The sequence below is a fragment of the Polaromonas sp. genome, assembly GCF_010365105.1.
Taxonomy (GTDB): domain Bacteria; phylum Pseudomonadota; class Gammaproteobacteria; order Burkholderiales; family Burkholderiaceae_C; genus Polaromonas.
Window position 1 is genome coordinate 40,085 of the sequence record NZ_JAAFGZ010000007.1, and the last position, 18,142, is coordinate 58,226.

14 protein-coding genes are annotated in these 18,142 nt (G+C 62.9%); 4 read left to right on the plus strand and 10 right to left on the minus strand.

Annotation, left to right across the window (positions count from 1 at the left end):
• The first annotated feature begins 7 nt into the window (after positions 1–7).
• Both GZ092_RS06020 and GZ092_RS06025 read left to right on the plus strand, forming a co-directional pair.
• A complete protein-coding gene (locus GZ092_RS06020) occupies positions 8–1,561 on the plus strand; it encodes an FAD-binding oxidoreductase (RefSeq protein WP_293635333.1) in 1,554 nt (517 codons plus the stop codon).
• 108 nt (positions 1,562–1,669) lie between these two features.
• Positions 1,670–3,121, plus strand: a complete 1,452-nt coding sequence (locus GZ092_RS06025) for an aldehyde dehydrogenase (protein ID WP_293635335.1) — start codon at positions 1,670–1,672, stop codon at positions 3,119–3,121.
• A gap of 211 nt (positions 3,122–3,332) precedes the next feature.
• Here GZ092_RS06025 and GZ092_RS06030 read toward each other — a convergent pair whose 3' ends face one another.
• The 6 genes from GZ092_RS06030 to pobA form a co-directional block, all read right to left on the minus strand.
• The gene (locus tag GZ092_RS06030) at positions 3,333–5,411 is read right to left on the minus strand and encodes a VWA domain-containing protein (RefSeq protein WP_293635337.1); all 2,079 of its coding nucleotides are present in this window, start codon (positions 5,409–5,411) and stop codon (positions 3,333–3,335) included.
• A gap of 18 nt (positions 5,412–5,429) precedes the next feature.
• Positions 5,430–6,239 (minus strand): CbbQ/NirQ/NorQ/GpvN family protein, encoded by an 810-nt coding sequence (locus GZ092_RS06035; RefSeq protein ID WP_293635339.1) that lies wholly within the window; start codon positions 6,237–6,239, stop codon positions 5,430–5,432.
• An 8-nt stretch (positions 6,240–6,247) separates the two neighbouring features.
• Positions 6,248–7,624 (minus strand): cbb3-type cytochrome c oxidase subunit I, encoded by a 1,377-nt coding sequence (locus GZ092_RS06040; protein ID WP_293635341.1) that lies wholly within the window; start codon positions 7,622–7,624, stop codon positions 6,248–6,250.
• A gap of 73 nt (positions 7,625–7,697) precedes the next feature.
• The gene (locus GZ092_RS06045) at positions 7,698–8,564 is read right to left on the minus strand and encodes a cytochrome c (RefSeq protein ID WP_293635343.1); all 867 of its coding nucleotides are present in this window, start codon (positions 8,562–8,564) and stop codon (positions 7,698–7,700) included.
• 340 nt (positions 8,565–8,904) lie between these two features.
• Positions 8,905–9,801, minus strand: coding sequence for a CoA transferase (locus tag GZ092_RS06050; RefSeq protein ID WP_293635345.1), 897 nt, complete (start codon positions 9,799–9,801; stop codon positions 8,905–8,907).
• Positions 9,802–9,949: 148 nt separating this feature from the next.
• Positions 9,950–11,134, minus strand: a complete 1,185-nt coding sequence (pobA, locus tag GZ092_RS06055; protein WP_293635347.1) for a 4-hydroxybenzoate 3-monooxygenase — start codon at positions 11,132–11,134, stop codon at positions 9,950–9,952.
• 195 nt (positions 11,135–11,329) lie between these two features.
• Here pobA and GZ092_RS06060 point away from each other — a divergent pair, with 195 nt between their 5' ends.
• Positions 11,330–12,136, plus strand: coding sequence for an IclR family transcriptional regulator C-terminal domain-containing protein (locus GZ092_RS06060; protein WP_293635614.1), 807 nt, complete (start codon positions 11,330–11,332; stop codon positions 12,134–12,136).
• 90 nt (positions 12,137–12,226) lie between these two features.
• Complete coding sequence (dinG, locus tag GZ092_RS06065; RefSeq protein ID WP_293635349.1) at positions 12,227–14,413, plus strand: ATP-dependent DNA helicase DinG; 2,187 nt, start codon at positions 12,227–12,229, stop codon at positions 14,411–14,413.
• 263 nt (positions 14,414–14,676) lie between these two features.
• On the opposite strand, the gene GZ092_RS06070 is transcribed toward dinG, so the two are convergent.
• The 4 genes from GZ092_RS06070 to GZ092_RS06085 are packed head-to-tail and all read right to left on the minus strand — an operon-like array spanning position 14,677 to position 18,063.
• Entirely contained in the window at positions 14,677–15,411 is a 735-nt protein-coding gene (locus tag GZ092_RS06070; RefSeq protein ID WP_293635351.1) for an ABC transporter ATP-binding protein, read from the minus strand.
• Positions 15,408–16,172 carry an ABC transporter ATP-binding protein gene (locus tag GZ092_RS06075; RefSeq protein ID WP_293635353.1) on the minus strand — a complete coding sequence of 255 codons (765 nt, stop codon included), beginning with the start codon at positions 16,170–16,172 and terminating at the stop codon, positions 15,408–15,410. The genes GZ092_RS06070 and GZ092_RS06075 overlap by 4 nt, the downstream gene beginning before the upstream one ends.
• On the minus strand, positions 16,169–17,203 hold the full coding sequence (locus GZ092_RS06080; protein WP_293635355.1) for a branched-chain amino acid ABC transporter permease: 1,035 nt from the start codon (positions 17,201–17,203) through the stop codon (positions 16,169–16,171). The genes GZ092_RS06075 and GZ092_RS06080 overlap by 4 nt, the downstream gene beginning before the upstream one ends.
• Positions 17,200–18,063, minus strand: coding sequence for a branched-chain amino acid ABC transporter permease (locus tag GZ092_RS06085; RefSeq protein WP_293635357.1), 864 nt, complete (start codon positions 18,061–18,063; stop codon positions 17,200–17,202). The genes GZ092_RS06080 and GZ092_RS06085 overlap by 4 nt, the downstream gene beginning before the upstream one ends.
• Positions 18,064–18,142 lie beyond the last annotated feature (79 nt).

Below are 18,142 nucleotides of genomic sequence, written 5' to 3' on the forward strand. Positions count from 1 at the left end.
GCCATGAATGGCCAATCCCAAATATTCTGTGTTGCCCAAGGGCGTGTCCGAGCGCAATTTTGACGCTGCCCTGCAAAAATTCCGCGAGATCGTCGGCGCCGAGCAGGTGCTGACCAGCGCCGAACGGCTGGTCTCCTACAACAAGATCATGATGCCGGTCGATGACGCCAAGCACGCGCCTTCCGCTGTGCTGCTGGCCACGACGGTCGAGCAGATCCAGGCCATTGTCAAGGTGTGCAACACCTACAAGGTGCCGATCTGGACCATCTCGACCGGCCGAAATTTTGGCTACGGCTCGGCGGCTCCCGGCGAGCGCGGCCAGGTGGTGCTCGATTTGCGCAAGATGAACAAGATCCTGCACATCGATGCGGACCTGTGCACGGCGCTGGTCGAGCCCGGCGTGACCTATCAGCAGCTCTACGACTACATCGAGGAGCACAAGCTGCCGCTGATGCTGTCGATGCCTGCGCCATCAAGCATTGCCGGCCCGGTCGGCAACACCATGGACCGCGGCGTGGGCTACACGCCTTACGGCGAACATTTTTTGATGCAGTGCGGCATGGAAGTGGTGCTGGCCAACGGCGATGTGCTGCGCACCGGCATGGGGAGCGTCAAGGGCGACAAGGCCTGGCAGGTGTTCAAGTGGGGCTATGGCCCGACGCTGGACGGCATCTTCACCCAGTCCAACTACGGCATCTGTACCAAGATGGGTTTCTGGCTGATGCCCAAGCCGCCGGTGTTCAAGCCGTTTTCGATCAAGTACGAAAACGAAGCCGACATCAACGAAATCGTGGAAATCCTGCGCCCGCTGCGCATTGCCCAGATCATTCCCAACGCGGTGGTGATTGCCGGCGCGCTGTGGGAAGCCGGCGGAGCCAATGTCAAGCGCACCGATTACTACAAAGGCACAGGCGCCACGCCCGACAGCGTGGTCGAGCAAATCAAGAAAGACAAGGGCCTGGGTGCCTGGAACGTCTACGCCGCGCTGTATGGCACGCAAGAGCAGGTGGACGTGAACTGGAACATCATCACCAGCGTGGTCAAGGCCTCCGGCAAGGGCACCATCATCACGCAGGAGCAGGCCGGCAACACCCAGCCGTTCAAGTACCGCGCCCAATTAATGTCGGGCGTGCCCAACCTGCAGGAGTTTGGCCTCTACAACTGGCGTGGCGGCGGCGGCTCGATGTGGTTTGCCCCGGTCAGCCAGGCGCGCGGCAGCGAGTGCGACAAGCAGGCCAAGCTTGCCAAGACCATCCTGAACAAGCATGGCCTGGACTACGTGGGCGAATTCATCGTCGGATGGCGCGACATGCACCACGTCATCGACGTGCTGTACGACCGCACCAACCCTGAAGAAACCAAGGCCGCCCATGCCTGCTTCAGTGAGCTGCTGGACGAGTTTGAAAAAGAGGGTTATGCGGTGTACCGCGTCAACACCGCCTTCCAGGACCGAGTGGCCGACAGCTACGGCCCGGTGAAGCGCAAGGTCGAGCAAACGCTCAAGCGGGCGCTGGACCCGAACGGCATTCTGGCACCCGGAAAATCCGGCATCCGCATCTGAGTCCTGCCACGCGTCTGCCCTTTGATCGCCTTTTGCGGCATCAACGGGCCGTTTTGACGTACGGTAGGGCTGGCTGACCCGACAACCCTTTTTTTGAGAAAGACCCTCATGAACGATATTCAAATGCTGATGGGCGGCGCCCCGCGTGGCGCCTCCAATGGCGCGACCTTCGAGCGCCGCAACCCGCTGGACCAGAGCGTCGCCACGCGCGCGCCGGCCGCCACGCCAGACGACGCCAGGGCCGCCGTGGACGCCGCCGCCAAAGCCTTTCCTGCCTGGGCCGCCATGGGTCCGGGCGAGCGGCGTGCGCTGCTGATGAAAGCTGCGCAGGCGCTGGAAGCCAAAGGCGACGCCTTTGCCGCCACCATGGCCGCCGAAACCGGTGCCTCCGGCCTCTGGGCCGGCTTCAACGTGCATCTGGCCGCCGGCATGCTGCTGGAGGCCGCCTCCATCACGACGCAGATCAGTGGCGAGGTGATCCCGTCGAATGTGCCCGGCAACCTGGCCCTGGCGGTGCGCCAGCCCGCCGGCGTGGTGCTGGGCATTGCGCCCTGGAACGCGCCCATCATTCTGGCGGTGCGCGCCATTGCCACGCCGCTGGCCTGCGGCAACACGGTAGTTCTCAAAGGCTCGGAAATCAGCCCCGCCACGCACGGCCTGATCATCGAAGCGTTGCAGGAAGCCGGTTTTCCGGCCGGCGTGGTCAACTTTGTCACCAACGCCCCGGCCGATGCCGGCGCTGTGGTCGAGGCCATGGTGGCGCATCCGGCGGTGCGCCGCGTCAACTTCACCGGCTCCACCCGCGTCGGCAAGATCATCGCGCAGACCTGCGCCAAACACCTCAAGCAGGCGGTGCTGGAACTGGGCGGCAAAGCGCCGTTTCTGGTGCTGGACGACGCCGACATCGATGCAGCTGTCGCCGCTGCCGCGTTTGGCGCTTTTGCCAATTCGGGGCAAATCTGCATGTCCACCGAGCGCATCGTGGTCGATGTGGCCGTGGCTGACGAGTTTGTCGCCAAACTGTCCGCCAAGGCACAAAGCCTGCCGCTGGGCGACCCGCGCCAGGGTCCGGTTGTGCTGGGTTCCGTGGTGGACATGACGACCGTGGCGCATTGCAACGCACTGATCGATGACGCGCTGGCCAAGGGCGCCACGCTGGTGTGCGGCGGCAAGGCGACCAACACGCTGATGCCGGCCACGCTGCTGGACCATGTCACGTCCGAGATGCTCATTTACCGCGAAGAGTCGTTTGCCCCGGTGAAGGCCATCGTGCGCGTGAAGGGGGTCGAGCAAGCCATTGCTGTTGCCAACGACAACGAATTTGGCCTGGCTTCTGCGGTTTTTGGCCGCGATACGGCACGCGCCTGGCAGGTTGCCTCGCGCATTGAGGCCGGCATCTGCCACATCAACGGCCCGACCGTGCATGACGAGGCGCAAATGCCTTTCGGCGGCATGAAGGGTTCCGGTTATGGCCGGTTCGGCGGCAAGGCGGGCATCGAGGCCTTCACCGAACTACGCTGGATCACGATGCAGACGGCTCCGCGCCACTATCCGTTCTGAGGCTTGAAACCTGCCTTTCCCAAAGTCGGGGGAGCCTTGAAACAGCAAGTGACGTAGCGATGGCCGTCTGAAAACACCGAGTCGCTACCATTTAATGGTGAAAAAAGCCTTCTGCGCAAGATGGATGGGCGTGTCCAGCTATATGTTTGATAGCAAACTTGTCGCCGGTGAAAAAAGCGCTGCAGCGCATTGCACAAGCCAGCTTTTGCGCTTATGCCGCCACCAGCCGCCGCAGCCAGTCGAGCAATACGCTCGGCAGCAATTCGGGACGGGGCAACAACGCGTAATGGTTGGGGCCGAACACGGCGGGCAGGTAATTGGCCGCCTGGCGGTCGATGGTCAGGCAAAACGGTGAAATGCCCTGCAGCTTGGCTTCAATCACGGCCTGGCGCAGGTCTTCAACCCCATAGCGGCCTTCGTAGTCGTCAATGTCGTTGGGCTTGCCGTCTGACAGCAGCAGCAACAATCGGTGCCCGGCGGGCTCTTTCATCAGTAGGGTAGCGGCATGACGCAGGGCGGCACCGGCGCGGGTGTAGTGTTCTGGCTCCAGGCCGGCGATGCGCTGCGCCACGGCGTTGTCGTATCGCTCGTCAAAGCGCTTGACGCTGCGCACCACGACCGCTTGCGGGCCTTCGCCTGAAAACGCCAGCACGCTGTAGGGCTCTGCCATGCCGTCCAGCGCAATGCACACCAGCAGCAGCGCTTCGCGCTCGACGTCGATGATGCGGCGGTCGGCGGCAATCCAGCCGTCGGTCGAGCCGCTGACATCGACCAGCAGCATGATGGCCATGTCGCGCCGGCTGCGCCGTTCGGTCTGGTAGAGGCGCTGCGCCATGGGCAGGCCGGCACGAAAATCGGCATAGCTTTCGGTATAGGCCTGCAGGTCAATGTCTTCGCCGTCGAGCTGCTTGCGCACGCGAACGCGCTGGGCGCGCAGCAATTCGAAGCGGCGGCGGATTTCATGCAGCATGCCGCGCCGTGCATCCAGCGTGTCATCGACCCATTTTTGCGGTCCGTTGGGCGCGGGCAGCAGCAGCACGGTCGCGCCGGGATCACGGTAAGCGCCTGCGCGCCAGTCCCATTCGGGGTAATGCCGCCGGTCCGGTGCATCGCCCGGTTGGCCCGTCAGTTCACGCTTGGCGCGCTTCGTCTGGGAATCGGGTGGGTCATCGGAGATCAGCACCTCCTTGGGCTTGCCGGGGGCGGACACCAGCCGCGCCTCGGGCAACTCGGACAAGGCGTCGGCAAAATCTTCGGCGGCGGTGGTTTGGTCGCGGTCAGTGGGGCGCTGCAGGCCCATCGGGTCTTCAGCCTGTTCATGCGGCTGGGCGGTTTGAATCATCCAGGCGCCGGGTTTTTCGTCGTCCTCATCGTCGTCGCTTTCGCGCACCTCGGGCCTTCGCAGCAGGCGGGCGCTGCGGGGCTTGCTGGCGTCCGTGCTGTCGTCTTCATCTTCAGACGTTTGGCCGGACGCGCGCACGCTGGCGGGCGGCACGCGCAGGTCGCCGGTCCAGCCGTCGCGCCATAACAGCCGCGTGCCCTTGAGCGCCCCGGCGGCTGTGCCGCCCAGCGCCGTTGACAGCGCCCGGGCGTGCTGTCGGACTTGCTCTGGCGTGGCGGGCAGCGCAAATAAGGCGGAGGCCAGGCCGCCCGGCAGTCTGGCGATGAATGCGGCATCACCGTCAACGCCCAGCAGCGCACGCACCAATTCTTCCATTGGCTGCAAGGACGCGGTAAAGACGCCCAGCTTGGGCCGCCGTTGCAGAGCCTCACGCCGCAGCGTCGCCAGCGGGGTGGCCATGCCGGGCAAAAGCCGGGCCAGCGCATCCTCGGCGGCACGCGCTTCCAGCAATAAATACAGCTCGCGTTCCAATGGCGGTGCTTCGGCAGGCAGATGCGCGGCGCTGCCGCGTTGGGCGCGCATGGCCTGCTGCAGCGCCATGGTGCGAAAACGCGCGGTGGCCATGGCGGGGTCTTCGCCTGCTGCAAAGCGGGCGGGCAGCCAGATGCTGCGCCCGTCGGTGGCCGGAACAGCGTCGCGCACCGGTGGCAGTTGATGGCGCAGCAGCATGCGGCCAATCCAGGAGGGCGCCGCCGGCAGTTGGGCCACACGCAAGGCAAAGCTGCGGCCAAATACAGCGGCAATCAGCAGGTCAAGCCGTTGGGCCACATCGGCCAGTTGCAGCGGCGCTGGGCCGGTCGGCAGGGGACGGTGGCGCCGCCACAGCGCCTGCGCAAAAATCGTCGCGTGTCGCGCCGCGTCGGTGATGACGTCTTCTGCCTCGGCCATGCCGGTCTTGCGCCGGGTTCAGACGAACGTGGCGTCCACCAGATCGCGCATGGCGCCGATCAGTGACGGCTCGTCAGACAAAGGCGACACGATGGCGACGTAGCAGGCCAGCGGCACCGGTATGCCTGACGTGATGAGCCGTGCTGCTGCAATCAGCAGGCGCGTGCTCGGCACTTCGGCCAGGCCACGGTCCTGCAGACCACGCAGGCGCTGGCCCAGCCCGACCAGGCCGCGTGCAATCGTGGGGTCCACCCCGCCTTCGTGCGCAACGATGTCGGCTTCGCGCCCGGGCGGCGGAAAGCTGAAGTCGAGCGCGACAAAGCGCTGGCGGGTGCTGGGTTTCATGTCTTTGAGCATGCGCTGGTAGCCGGGGTTGTACGACACCACGAGCTGAAAACCTTCGGCCGCGTGGATCGTTTCACCGGTCTTGTCGATGGGCAAAATCCGCCGGTAATCGGTCAGGGGATGCAGCACCACCACAGTGTCCTGGCGCGCCTCGACCACTTCGTCGAGGTAACAGATGGCGCCTTCACGCACTGCGCGGGTCAGCGGGCCGTCCTGCCAGGCGGTGCCGTCATGGCGAATCAGGAAGCGGCCAACCAGATCGCTGGCGGTGAGGTCGTCATGGCAGGAAATGGTGATCAGCGGTCGACCCAGCCGCCAGGCCATGAACTCGATGAATCGGGTCTTGCCGCAGCCGGTCGGGCCTTTGAGCATGACCGCCAGGTTGCGCGCATGGCATTGCTCGAACACCGCCACCTCGTCGCTGGTGGGCAGGTAGTAGGGCGCGTCGGCCGGTACCGCTTGCGCCGTCGTGTGTGGTGCCACCTCGCGGCTCAAGCCATCGCGGGACGCACCCGGCGGACAGGTTGCAGCCCCGGCTCCGGCTCACTCGAAACTTCGAAGCGCGGTGCGTGCCGGAAAAAATCGATGATGAACAAGGCGACGCCAATGGCAAAAATGGAAGCCGTGATGATCAGCATCACAAAGTGGATCTGGATTTTCAGCTGTGCGTCAAGGTAGCCCATGCCCATGATGCGTTCCAGGTACACCTGGCCGATACCGGCGGTGGCAAACGACAAGGTCATGCCGAACATGCCGGTAATCTGCATCCAGAACGACACGTAGCCCATCGCAGTCCCTTCCTCGGGCCGGCGGGTGATCGACGGCAGGGCATAGGTGATCATGGCCAGCACGATCATCGCGTAGGCGCCATAGAACGCGGCATGGCCGTGCATCGCGGTGATCAGGGTGCCGTGCGTCCATTTGTTGACGCTGGGGAAGGTGTGTGCCAGGCCGAGCAGGCCGGCGCCAAACAGTGTGAACACCGCGCTGCCGACCGTCCAGTGCAACGCCAGCTTGTTGGGGTGCGCCAGGCCCGAACGCCGAATGGCCGAATAGGCATAAATCGCCATGCCGATCAGCGCCAGTGGTTCCAGCGCGCTGAACAAGCCGCCGATGGGCAGCCAGTAGCTTGGCACGCCAACCCAGTAGTAATGGTGCGCAGTGCCAATGATGCCTGCGATGAACACCAGTCCGACGATGACATACAGCCACTTTTCCATCACTTCCCGGTCAGCGCCCGACAGGCGGATCAGCAGGTAGGCCAGAAAACCGCCCTGGATCATTTCCCACACACCCTCGACCCACAGGTGAATCGTCCACCAGCGGTAAAAAATCGCCACGGTGTAATTTTCAAACTCCAGCAGCGCCGGAAGGTACAGCAGCGCGGCCAGTCCCAGGCCACCCATCAGCACGCCTTCGGTGGTGGTGAAGCGACCCGATTTCTTGATGGTCATGGCAATGTTGTAGAGAAACATCAGCATCACGATGACGATCACGATCTTGGAGGGCAGGGGCTGCTCGAGCAGCTTGTTGCCGGTGCCGTAGCGAAACAGATAGCCGGTGACGGTCGCAACGCCCATGACGGTCCACAACACAAGCTGGAAATAGGCCAGCTTCGTGCTGTAAAGCTCGGTGCGGGATTCGTCGGGCACCATCCAGTAGGTCGCGCCCATGAAGCCGGTCAGCACCCACACAATCAGCAAATTGGTATGGATGACCTTGGTGACGTCAAACGGCAGGATGTAGAGCAGCGGGTCGGGGCCCAGGTACTTGGCGGCCGACAGCAGGCCGAACACCAGTTGCAGGCCGAACAGGGCAACGGCCACGGCAAAGTACCAGTAGGCGACGGATTGGGATTTGTATCTCATGGCGATCTCCGGCGGGAGGGTGTTTGTCTGGATGAATGTGCGCCAAGAGCGCTTGGCAACAAGGCGAAGCCCACTATTTGAGCGACGACAGATAGGCAGCGAGCTGGTCGATCTGCGCGGGCGTCAGGTCCTTGGCATAGGTCGTCGGCATGAACGACACGCCGTTGGCCGAGTACATCGGCCCTGGCACGGTATGCGCACTGGGCTCAACGATCGACTCATGGATATAGCCCGCCAGATCTTTGGCCTTGCCCTTGTATTCACTCGAGGCCAGCAGCTTTTCCGTGCGCGCCGACAAGCCCGAAAGCGAAGGCCCCGCCATGTTCACGCCTGGCGCAATCGAGTGGCAGGCGGTACAGGCCGGCGCGGCGCTGCGAAACACTTTTTCACCCAGGGCAATCGGATTTTCGTCGCCTGCAACCGGTCGCGCCCCCGGCGGCGTTGTGCTTGCAGCGCCGCCTGCTCCAGTGCCTTGCTGGCCGACAGCCATGTCGGAGCCCGCCAGCGTCGCGCCCGTCACCAGGATAGGCCGCGGCGGCCAGCCCTGGTTGTCGACATTGCTGATCCAGTCGAGAAATGCAATCAGGTCGGCGATGTCGGTGTCGCTGAGGTCCTGCTTGGGCATCAGCCGGCGATGGCGGGTTTCGTCGTAGAACTTCGACGGGTCCTTCATGTAGGCCGTCAGGTAGGCTTCGCCGCGATGCTTGGTGATCTTGGTCAGGTCGGGCGCATAGTAGGCGCCTTCGCCAAAAACCGTATGGCAGTTGATGCAGTTGTTCTTGTGCCAGACGTCCTTGCCGCGCGTGACAGAGGTGGTGATCTTGTCGGCGTTGGTGAGCTTGCCGAATTGACGGTGGCTGTCAATGGTCATGCCGATGAATGCCACGGCAGCAATCACCGAAGAACCGATGGCGAACAGCCGGGTTTGTTTTTTGTTCATGGTGCGGTGTTCCTAGACACTGATGCCGGACCAGTATTTGATCGAAATGAAGGCCGCATAGCAGATGGCGAGCAAGATCAGCAGCACCACGACATGGCTGAATATTTTCAGCGGACCGATCCATTTTTCCATGAGCGTCTCTTTCTTGGTTGTGCCTCAATATAAAGTCAATAATGTATATTCTTAACGTATGTTTACAAAAGTACACACGCGCGAATCAAAGAATCAACGCACCTTGACATTAGTCAACCTTGGAAGAAAAACCTGCCGATTGAGCCTGCCATCCATGTTATGAGGCACGGCTGCTGAACAAAAGATGGCTGTCGGCAAATGGAGTGCTTCAACGCATGGTGTGCAGTGGAATGTCTTTTGCCACCGCCAGTGCGTCAAGTTCCCGACGCGTTTGCGTGAGCAGGAAATCGGCGATGTGCTGACGCGAGGCCGGTGTCAGCAGGGTCCTGATGTCGCAAGAAGCCATGCCGGCTGCCGTGCACAGCGCTGCTGCAAAATGCGGCTCCAGCGCGGCCATCGCCACGCGACCATCCTTACACGCATAGACCCGATAACCGGCATGGGCGCCGCCAATCCAGCCCTCCGGTTGCGTCAGTCCCCATTGCCGGGGCAGCGCCAGGTAACCGGCGGCGACTGACAGTGCGACTTCGATGAACATGCCATGAGCCGCATTGACCGCGCCATCTGCGCTGTGCCGTAGCAGGCAGGCCTGCAGCACGGCTTCGGTGGCCATCAGGGAGCCGCCCATGTCCGCATACAGCGTGGCGGGCAGTTCCAGGCCGGGAACCAGGCCTTTTTCAGCCAGATACGTCAGGTCGTGACCCGGTTCTTCAGCGCGCCCGCCGGGGCTGCCCACGATGGCGACTTGCGACAGGGTGGGGTAGCGCGCATGCAGTGTTTCCCACGCAATGCCCAGCTTCTTGAAGGCCGAGGGACGAAATGAGGTCAGCAGCACATCGGTTTGAGCCAGTTCATGGTGCAAAACTTCCTGGCCTTCTGCCGTTTTCAGGTCCGCCTTGCGCACCGCGATGCCCTCGTGCAACTGGTCATAGGCGGCCTGGTTGTAGCTGCCCATCGGGTCGCCGCCGGGCGGTTCAAGCTTCAGGCAGTCCGCGCCCATCCGGCGCAGTCGCATCAGCGCGGCCGGGCCGGGAAGGTTGAGCGCGAGGCTCAGGATGCGAACGCCGCGAAGGGGCAGGAAAGCGGGGATGGCGGTAGGTGTCATGTGCTATAAAAATAGTAGCTGCTTGTGCAGGATGGATAAGCGCAAGAGGCCTAAACGACATCCAATTTACCGCAAAAGCGCATCCACCATGAAAAACGGGCGACAACGCCGCCCGTGAACAGCCGGCAGACGCCGGTCCGGCGCTGCCTTATTCGCCAAAATCCAATGGCAGGCCGACATAGTTTTCCGCCACCGACAGCGCGCCGGCTTCGGAGTTGATGATGTAGTCGAGTTCGGCTTCCTGGAACTTCTGGCCAATCTCGCCGTTTTCGGGAAAGCGGTGCATCAGGCTGGTGAACCACCAGGAAAAACGCTCGGCGCGCCAGATGCGGCGCAGGCAGCGCTCAGAATACGCGTCGATGCCGGCTTCGCTTTTCTCCTGGTAAAACTCGGTCAGTGCACTCGACAGGTATTTCACGTCGGTGGCCGCCAGGTTCAGGCCCTTGGCACCGGTCGGCGGCACGATGTGCGCGGCGTCGCCGGCCAGGAACATACGGCCAAAGCGCATCGGCTCTGTGACAAAACTGCGCAGCGGGGCAATGCTTTTCTCGATCGACGGGCCGGTGACCAGTCTGGCGCGGGCTTCAGGGTCCAGGCGCAGGCGCAATTCCTGCCAGAAGGCCTCGTCCGACCAGTCTTCGACCTTGTCGGTCAGCGGCACCTGCAGGTAGTAGCGGCTGCGCGTCTGGCTGCGTTGCGAGCACAGCGCAAAGCCGCGCGGGCTGTTGGCGTAGATCAGTTCGTGGTGTACCGGCGGCGTGTCCGACAAGATGCCGAGCCAGCCAAAGGGGTAGATTTTTTCGTATTCCCGGATCGCGCTGCGTGGCGCGCTGGCCCGGCACACGCCGTGAAATCCGTCGCAACCGGCGATGAAGTCGCACTCGATTTCGTGCGTCTGGCCGTCTTTTTCGTAGCGAACCTTGGGGCTGGCGCTGTCAAAGTCATGCACCGTGACATTTCCTGCTTCATAAATCGTGGTCAGTCCAGCCGCCTTGCGCGCATCCATCAGGTCGTGCGTGACTTCGGTCTGGCCATACACCATGACATTCTTGCCGCCGGTGAGATGGTTCATGTCGATGCGGTGGCGCTCGCCCTTGAACAGCATGTCAAAGCCGCCATGGACCAGGCCTTCCTTGTGCATGCGCTCGCTGACGCCGGCCTCGTCCAGCAGGTCGATGCAGACCTGCTCCAGCACGCCGGCACGGATGCGCGTCAGCACATAGTCGCCGGTCTGGCGTTCAAGCACGATGGCGTCAATGCCGGCCTTGTGCAGCAACTGGCCGAGCAGCAGGCCGGAAGGGCCGGCGCCGATGATGGCAACCTGGGTACGCATGGGTTTGTCTCCTGAAAATAAATATTTTTGCCAGTGGCTGGAATGCCCTCTGGGGCTGATTCGTCAGCCTTCGAGATTAAATCGGCATGGTGCGTGCCGCAAGCCCATGGGACCAGCTTTGTGCGATGTGCGTTATTGTTGTGCGATGATCGCGCAATGCCTGTGAAAACGACACGATTGACATCTCCTGGCGCCTTGCCGATTGCCAAGGCCGACATGATCGAGGGCATGGCCAAGGGCATGGCCGTGCTGGAGAGTTTTGACACACAGCGCCAGCGTCTCAATGCCACGCTGGCCGCCGAACGGGCGGGCATCACGCGCGCTGCGGCGCGCCGCCATCTGCTGACGCTGGCGCACCTGGGCTATCTGGAAACCGATGGCAGTTACTTCTGGCTGGCGGCCAAGGTGCTGCGGTTTTCAGGCAGCTACCTGGCCACTTCACGCTTGCCGCGCGCGGTGCAGCCGACGCTCAACCGGCTGGCCGTGCAGACCCGGGCTTCTTTTTCAGTGGTGGTGCTTGATGGCGACGAGGTGGTCATCGTGGCCCGAAGCGATGTTGAATGGCGGCGTTCACCGGATGAAAAAACGGTCTCTGCCAAACTGCTCGCCTACGGCCTGCACCTGGGTGCCCGCCTGCCGACGCATGCCACCTCGACCGGGCGCGTGTTGCTGGCCGCCAAGCCTGAAGGCGAGGCGAGCGCCTGGCTCAAAAACAGGTCTGAAAACGGCGGACTGGCCCGGTTGACGCTGCACACGGTGACCGACCCGTCCCAGCTCAGCCAGCTGATTGACCGTGTACGCATTGATGATTTCAGCGTGATCAGCGAAGAGCATGAGCTCGATGTACTTGCCCTGGCCGTGCCGCTGCGCGACATGCAGGGGCGCACGGTGGCGGCGCTCAATGTCGTGAGTTCTCCGCAGCGGCTGACGGCCGAAACGCTAAGGCGTGAGCTGCTGCCGTTGCTGCTGGACGCCGCACGCGAATTGCGGCCGCTGCTTTGAGCCAAGCCTGCGCCCTGGATGCGGGGCTGAAAAACAGGCGGGGTAAACTCATCGGTCAGGCAGTTTTCGCTGCTTTCAACCTCCTTTTTCATGCCCCCTGACGACATTGCCCGGCTGGCGCTTGCTGCCTTTGACCACGCCGTGGACGCCTCCGGCTCCTTTCGCGACCGTCCAGGCCAGCGGCTGATGGCCGAAAAAGTGGCCCACACCTTCAGCGTTGCCACCCTGGGCAAGACCGAAGACGACAGCGATGAACCCATTCGCGCGATTGCCGTGGTCCAGGCCGGCACCGGCGTGGGCAAGTCGCTGGCCTACTGCGCGCCGGCCATTGCTGCTGCCCTGACGCGCAATACCCGCGTGATGATTTCGACCGCCACCGTGGCTCTGCAGGAGCAGCTGGTCAACAAGGACTTGCCTGCGCTGGCGGCTATCCTGCCGCAGGACTTTCGCTTCGGCCTGGCCAAGGGACGCGGGCGCTATGTCTGCAAGCTCAAGTTGTCGCGCCATGCAGGCGATGCCGACGATACGGTAGAGGCTGATGATGACCTGTTTGCCGACGAACTCGCCGCCGCTGCACCGCTGCATGTGATGGAGGCACGCGCGGTGTTCTATGCCGCGCTGGTGCGCGATTTGGCAAGTGGCGCCTGGGACGGCGACCGCGACAACCTGGTGCAGCCGCCCGATTCGGAGTTGTGGTCGCCCGTGGCGGCTGAAGCCAGTTCCTGCACCGGCAAGCATTGCCCGGTCTTCAACCAGTGCACCTATTACGAAAAGCGCAAGGAGCTGGTCGGCGCGCAGGTGATCGTGGTGAACCATGACTTGCTGATGTCCTCGCTCGGTTCGCGCATGCTGCCGGAACTGGACAACTGCCTGCTGGTGCTGGATGAAGGTCATCACCTGCCGGCCGTGGCGCTGGACCATTTCGCTGCGTCCATGGACCTGAGCCGCACGCTGTGGATTGAAACGCTGGCCAACCGCGCACGCCGCATCGGTGGGCTGATGACGGTGTCTGAATCCGCCGACGTGCCGCGCCTCGCTGCGCAACTGCGCCAGGGCATGGTCGACCTGAGCCGCCTGCTGATGGATCTGCACGGCCAGGCGTTTCAGGAAGCGCGAAGCCAGCAGGGGCCGGTGCGCTTTCGCCTGCCGCGCGGCGTGCTGCCCGAAGCATTGGACGAGCCGCTACGGCTGCTGCATGTGCTGGCCGAAAGCTTTTTGGCCATCCTGAGTACGATTGCCAAGGCCTTGCGCACGGCGATGCGCGACCAGCCCGACGAGGCGCGTCGGCTGTCCATCCTGTATGCGCAGCTGGGCATGCTCTCGCCCCGGTTGGAAAAAGTCCAGGCGACGACCGAGTTGCTGCTGAAAGCCGCTGCGAATGATGAAGACAGCGTGCCGGTGGCCAAATGGTTCACCTTTGAAACCTGCCAGGGCGGGCTCGACAGCGGCCTGGTGGTCATCAAGGCGCATGCCAGCCCGATCCTGCCGGGCAGCACGCTGCGCCAGCATTTCTGGTCACGCGTGCGTGCGGCCGTGGTCACTTCGGCCACGCTGACCAGTTGCGGGAAGTTCGACTTTTACCTGCGTGAATCCGGTCTGGACCAGGACCCGGCAGCCAGCGTGCTGGAAGTCGCCAGTCCATTCGACTACGCCAGCCAGGGGCGCTTCGTGACAGTGGAAACCGTGGCCGATCCCCGGCAGGCGGAAGCCTTCACCGCTGAAATGGTCCAGTCGCTGCTGGTCGATCTGGCGCTGGTCGCGCACGGCGCGCTGTGCCTGTTTACCTCGCGCGAGCAGATGCGCGTCGCGGTGGCGGCGCTCTCAAGCGTGCTGAAGGGCACGGTGCTGGTGCAGGGCGAACTGCCGCGCGCGCTGCTGCTCAGCCGTCATCGCGCGCGTGTCGAGGCCGGCGCAGCATCAATCATCTTTGGCATGCAGTCCTTCGGTGAGGGCCTGGACCTGCCCGGGCAGTTGTGCGAGTCGGTGTTCATCGCCAAGCTGCCGTTCGCGTCGCCGGACGATCCGGTGGGCGAGGCGCGTGCCGAGTGGCTGCGCTCGGTGGGCCGCGATCCGTTCAGCGAACTGGTGGTGCCGGCCACGGCGATCCGTCTGGCGCAGTGGGCCGGGCGCGCCATTCGCCTGGAGACCGACCGCGCCTTCGTCTATTGCTACGACCGCCGGCTGGTGAACACGTCGTATGGCCGGCGCTTGCTGGAGGGGTTGCCGGCATTCTTGCAGCAGCGCCGCAGCGCAACGGGAAGGGTGACTCCTGACTGAAAGGCTTGGCTGCTGCAGCGATATTAATCGTTTCAGCATCAAAAAAGGCCTTTTGCGCAAGCCCAGCATGCACAATACGCTATAAATTAAATAGCAATAACATGTTTTGCGCTACCGTCATTCCCGCGAAGGCGGGAATCCAGGCGCCATAAGCCATCGCCACTCTTGAACCTCTGGATTCCCGCTTTCGCGGGAATGACGAGCAGGGCAGCCTGCCCTTGATGAGCTTGGCACCTGTTTTTGCAACTCAGGACGAATGCGCGCTAGACGCCGAGGTACTGCTGCAGCAACTCCGGCCGGTCATGCAGTTCCTGCGAGCGGCCCTGAAACACCACTTCGCCCTTGACCAAAATCACGTTGCGGTCAGTGATCTGGCTGACATGCTTCCAGTTCTTGTCAACGATGACGCTGCTGATGCCGGTTTCCCGCACCAGCTGGCAGATGCGCCAGATTTCACGGGCGATCAGCGGCGCCAGGCCTTCGGTGGCTTCGTCCAGGATCAGCACATCCGGGTTGGTCATGAGCGCGCGGCCAATGGTCAGCATCTGCTGCTCGCCGCCGCTGAGCTGCTGGCCGCCGTGGCTCAGCCGTTCCTTGAGGCGGGGAAAAGTGTCCAGCACCCGCTCATAGGTCCAGTCGCGCTGGCCCCGGGTGCCGGCGCGCGCGGCCATCTTCAGGTTTTCCACCACGCTCAGGTTGCCGAAGATGCCCCGGCCTTCAGGCACATAGGCAATACCAAGGCGGGCAATTTCATAAGGAGAACGCCCGGTCATGACCCGGCCTGCAATCTCGACCGAGCCGGAGCGCGGCTTGACCAGCCCCATGATGCTTTTGAGCAGCGTGCTCTTGCCCATGCCGTTGCGGCCCATCAGGCCGATGGTCTCGCCGCGCGCAACGCAAAAGCTGAGGTCGCGCAGGATGTGGCTGGCGCCGTAATAGGTGTTGATATTTTGGGCATTGACCAGCAGCTCCGGCAAATGGGTGCGATGCGTCGTCATGCGCTTTCTTCCCCGATATCTTCGCCCAGATAGGCGGCCTGCACGCCTGCGTCCAGCCGGATTTGCGCAGGCGTTCCGCTGGCGATGACCTGGCCGTTGACCATCACGGTCAGCTGGTCGGCCAGGCTGAACACCGCATCCATGTCGTGTTCCACCAGCAGCATGGCGTGGTCTTTTTTCAGCAGCTGCAGCAGGCCGATCATCCGTTCGGCTTCCTGTGCGCCCATGCCGGCCAGCGGCTCGTCGAGCAGCAGCACCAGTGGCCGGGTTGCCAGCGTCATGGCGATTTCCAGCTGGCGCTGTTCGCCGTGGCTGATCGTGCCGGCAATGCTCCGGGCCCTGTTTTGCAAGCCGGAAAGCTCAATGGCGCTCTCTGCGCGGGCATTGATAGCTACAAAATCAGAAGCGCGCTGCATCCACCTGAAGGCATTCGGCTGGCGCGATTGCGACGCCAGCCGCACGTTTTCCCAGACAGTGAAGGGCAAAAAAATGTTGGTTTTCTGGTAGCTGCGTCCGAGTCCCTGAGCAGAAATCCGTTCCGGGCTCCAGCCGGTAATGTCGTGCCCGCCAAGTTCGACGGTGCCCGATGTTGGCGGCAGGTCGCCCGAGAGCAAATTGGTCAGCGTGGACTTGCCGGCGCCGTTGGGACCTATCACCGCATGGATACGGCCGCGCCAGAGATCGATGGACACGTCATTGACCGCCGCGAGCCCGCCAAATCGCTTGGTGAGGCCCCTGGCGCTGAGAAGCACTTCGCTCATGCCGCTTCCTTTTGCTCGTCGGGAATGGCTGACTTGCGCGGGCCGGCCTTGCCCAGGCGCTCGACAAGCCCCAGCAGGCCGCGCGGCGCAAAAGTGATCAGCAGCACGATGAACAGGCCCATCCACAATTGCCAGTGCTTGCCCAGGTTGACACTGCCGACCTGCGGCAGGTCCTTGAAGACATGCAGCAGGTACTCGAAGGCGAAGGCGCCGACGATGGCGCCGGCAATGTTGCCCATGCCGCCGAGGACGACCATCATGATGGTGTGCGCGCTCATCTGGAAACCCATGAGTTCGGGGTTGATGTAGCCGGTCTGCGTGCCCCAGAGGTAGCCCGCCAGCCCGGCCAGACTGCCGGCCAGTGTGAAGGCCGTGAGCTTGTAGCCAAAGGTGGGAAAGCCCATCGCCCGCATCCGGTGCTCGTTGACGCGTATGCCCGCCAGCGCCCGGCCGAACGGACTCCAGAGCAGGCGCCGCAAGAACACATAGACGCCCAGCATGGCGGCCAGCGTGAAATAGTAGAGCGTGCGCTTGCTGTCCAGTTCAAACGGCACCCAGCCGAACAGCGACGCGTCAGGCCTGAAATTGATGTAGAGCCCGTCCGAGCCGCCCAGCGCCTTGTTGTCGAAAAACAGGAAAAACACCATCTGCGCAAACGCCATGGTGACCATGATGAAATAGATGCCGTGTGTGCGCACGACAAAAAAGCCGATGATCAGCGCTGCCAGCCCCGAGGCCAGCACGGCCACCGGCAAGGTCCACCACAGGCTGACCGGCTCGCCGGGGGGCGTCAGGAAAGCCAGTGCATAGCCGGCCAGTCCGAAATAGGCGGCATGGCCCAGCGACACCAGGCCGGTCACGCCCTGCAGCAGGTCCAGGCTCATGGCAAAGATCGCCATGATCATCATGCGCGTGATCATCTCGGTGTAGTAGTCGGTGCCGGCAAAAGGAAACGCGCACAGGGCCACCAGGCCAAGCGCCAGCGCGACCTGCACGCCGCGCGGCAAAATTTCAAGGTTGGACCGGATCATTGCTTGAACAGACCTTCAGGTTTGTACAGAAGCACGACCGCCATCAGGACATAGACCAGCATGCCGGCCACCTGCGGCAGCAGCACCTTGCCAAAGGTATCGACCAGGCCGACCAGCAGCGCGGCGATAAGCGCGCCACGCACCGAACCGATGCCGCCGATGACAACCACCACGAAGCACATGATCAACACCTGCGAGCCCATGTTCGGATAGACGCTGGCGACCGGCGCGGCAATCATTCCGGCCACCGCTGCCAGTCCGACGCCCAGCGCAAACACCACCGCATGAATTAGCTTGATGTTCACACCCAGCGATTCGGCCATGTCGCGGTTGAAGGCACCTGCGCGAATCTTCATGCCCAGTCGGGTCTTTGAAATCAGGAAATAAAGGCCGGCGGCCAGGGCCAGGCAGATGCCCGACATGAACAGGCGGTACACCGGGTACGACAGGTTGTCGGTCAGCGGAATCGAGGCGCCCAGCAGTTCGGGGATCGGCACGCCGTGAACGTCGTCGCCCCACAGGATGGAGCGCAATTCCTCAAAGATATAGATCAGCCCGAAGGTCAGCAGCACCTGGTCCAGGTGGTCGCGCTCGTAGAAATGGCGGAACAGCAGCCATTCCAGCGCCAGGCCAAACAGCACCGACAGCGCCGCGCCGACGACAATGGCCAGGCTCAGGCTGCCAAATTGCGCACTGAGCGACCAGGCCAGGTAGGCGCCCAGCATGTAGAAACTCCCGTGTGCCAGATTGACCACGCCCATGATGCCGAAGATCAGCGTCAGGCCGGCAGCCAGCATGAACAGCAGCAGCCCGTACTGCACGCTGTTCAGCAGCTGGATAAGAAAATTGGCGAGATCCATCGGCAGGCTTTGGGTCGAAAAGTGGAGGACAGAATGGGGTTGACAGAAGTCCCGTGCAGCCTTGGGTAAAAGGCGTTCT

Bases quoted from the DNA above. Each gene is read 5' to 3' on its own strand.
- GZ092_RS06020 (WP_293635333.1), top strand. From the start codon at position 8: ATGGCCAATCCCAAATATTCTGTGTTGCCCAAGGGCGTGTCCGAGCGC.
- GZ092_RS06025 (WP_293635335.1), top strand. From the start codon at position 1,670: ATGAACGATATTCAAATGCTGATGGGCGGCGCCCCGCGTGGCGCCTCC.
- GZ092_RS06030 (WP_293635337.1), bottom strand. From the start codon at position 5,411: ATGGCCGAGGCAGAAGACGTCATCACCGACGCGGCGCGACACGCGACG.
- GZ092_RS06040 (WP_293635341.1), bottom strand. From the start codon at position 7,624: ATGAGATACAAATCCCAATCCGTCGCCTACTGGTACTTTGCCGTGGCC.
- GZ092_RS06045 (WP_293635343.1), bottom strand. From the start codon at position 8,564: ATGAACAAAAAACAAACCCGGCTGTTCGCCATCGGTTCTTCGGTGATT.
- GZ092_RS06050 (WP_293635345.1), bottom strand. From the start codon at position 9,801: ATGACACCTACCGCCATCCCCGCTTTCCTGCCCCTTCGCGGCGTTCGC.
- pobA (WP_293635347.1), bottom strand. From the start codon at position 11,134: ATGCGTACCCAGGTTGCCATCATCGGCGCCGGCCCTTCCGGCCTGCTG.
- dinG (WP_293635349.1), top strand. From the start codon at position 12,227: ATGCCCCCTGACGACATTGCCCGGCTGGCGCTTGCTGCCTTTGACCAC.
- GZ092_RS06070 (WP_293635351.1), bottom strand. From the start codon at position 15,411: ATGACGACGCATCGCACCCATTTGCCGGAGCTGCTGGTCAATGCCCAA.
- GZ092_RS06075 (WP_293635353.1), bottom strand. From the start codon at position 16,172: ATGAGCGAAGTGCTTCTCAGCGCCAGGGGCCTCACCAAGCGATTTGGC.
- GZ092_RS06080 (WP_293635355.1), bottom strand. From the start codon at position 17,203: ATGATCCGGTCCAACCTTGAAATTTTGCCGCGCGGCGTGCAGGTCGCG.
- GZ092_RS06085 (WP_293635357.1), bottom strand. From the start codon at position 18,063: ATGGATCTCGCCAATTTTCTTATCCAGCTGCTGAACAGCGTGCAGTAC.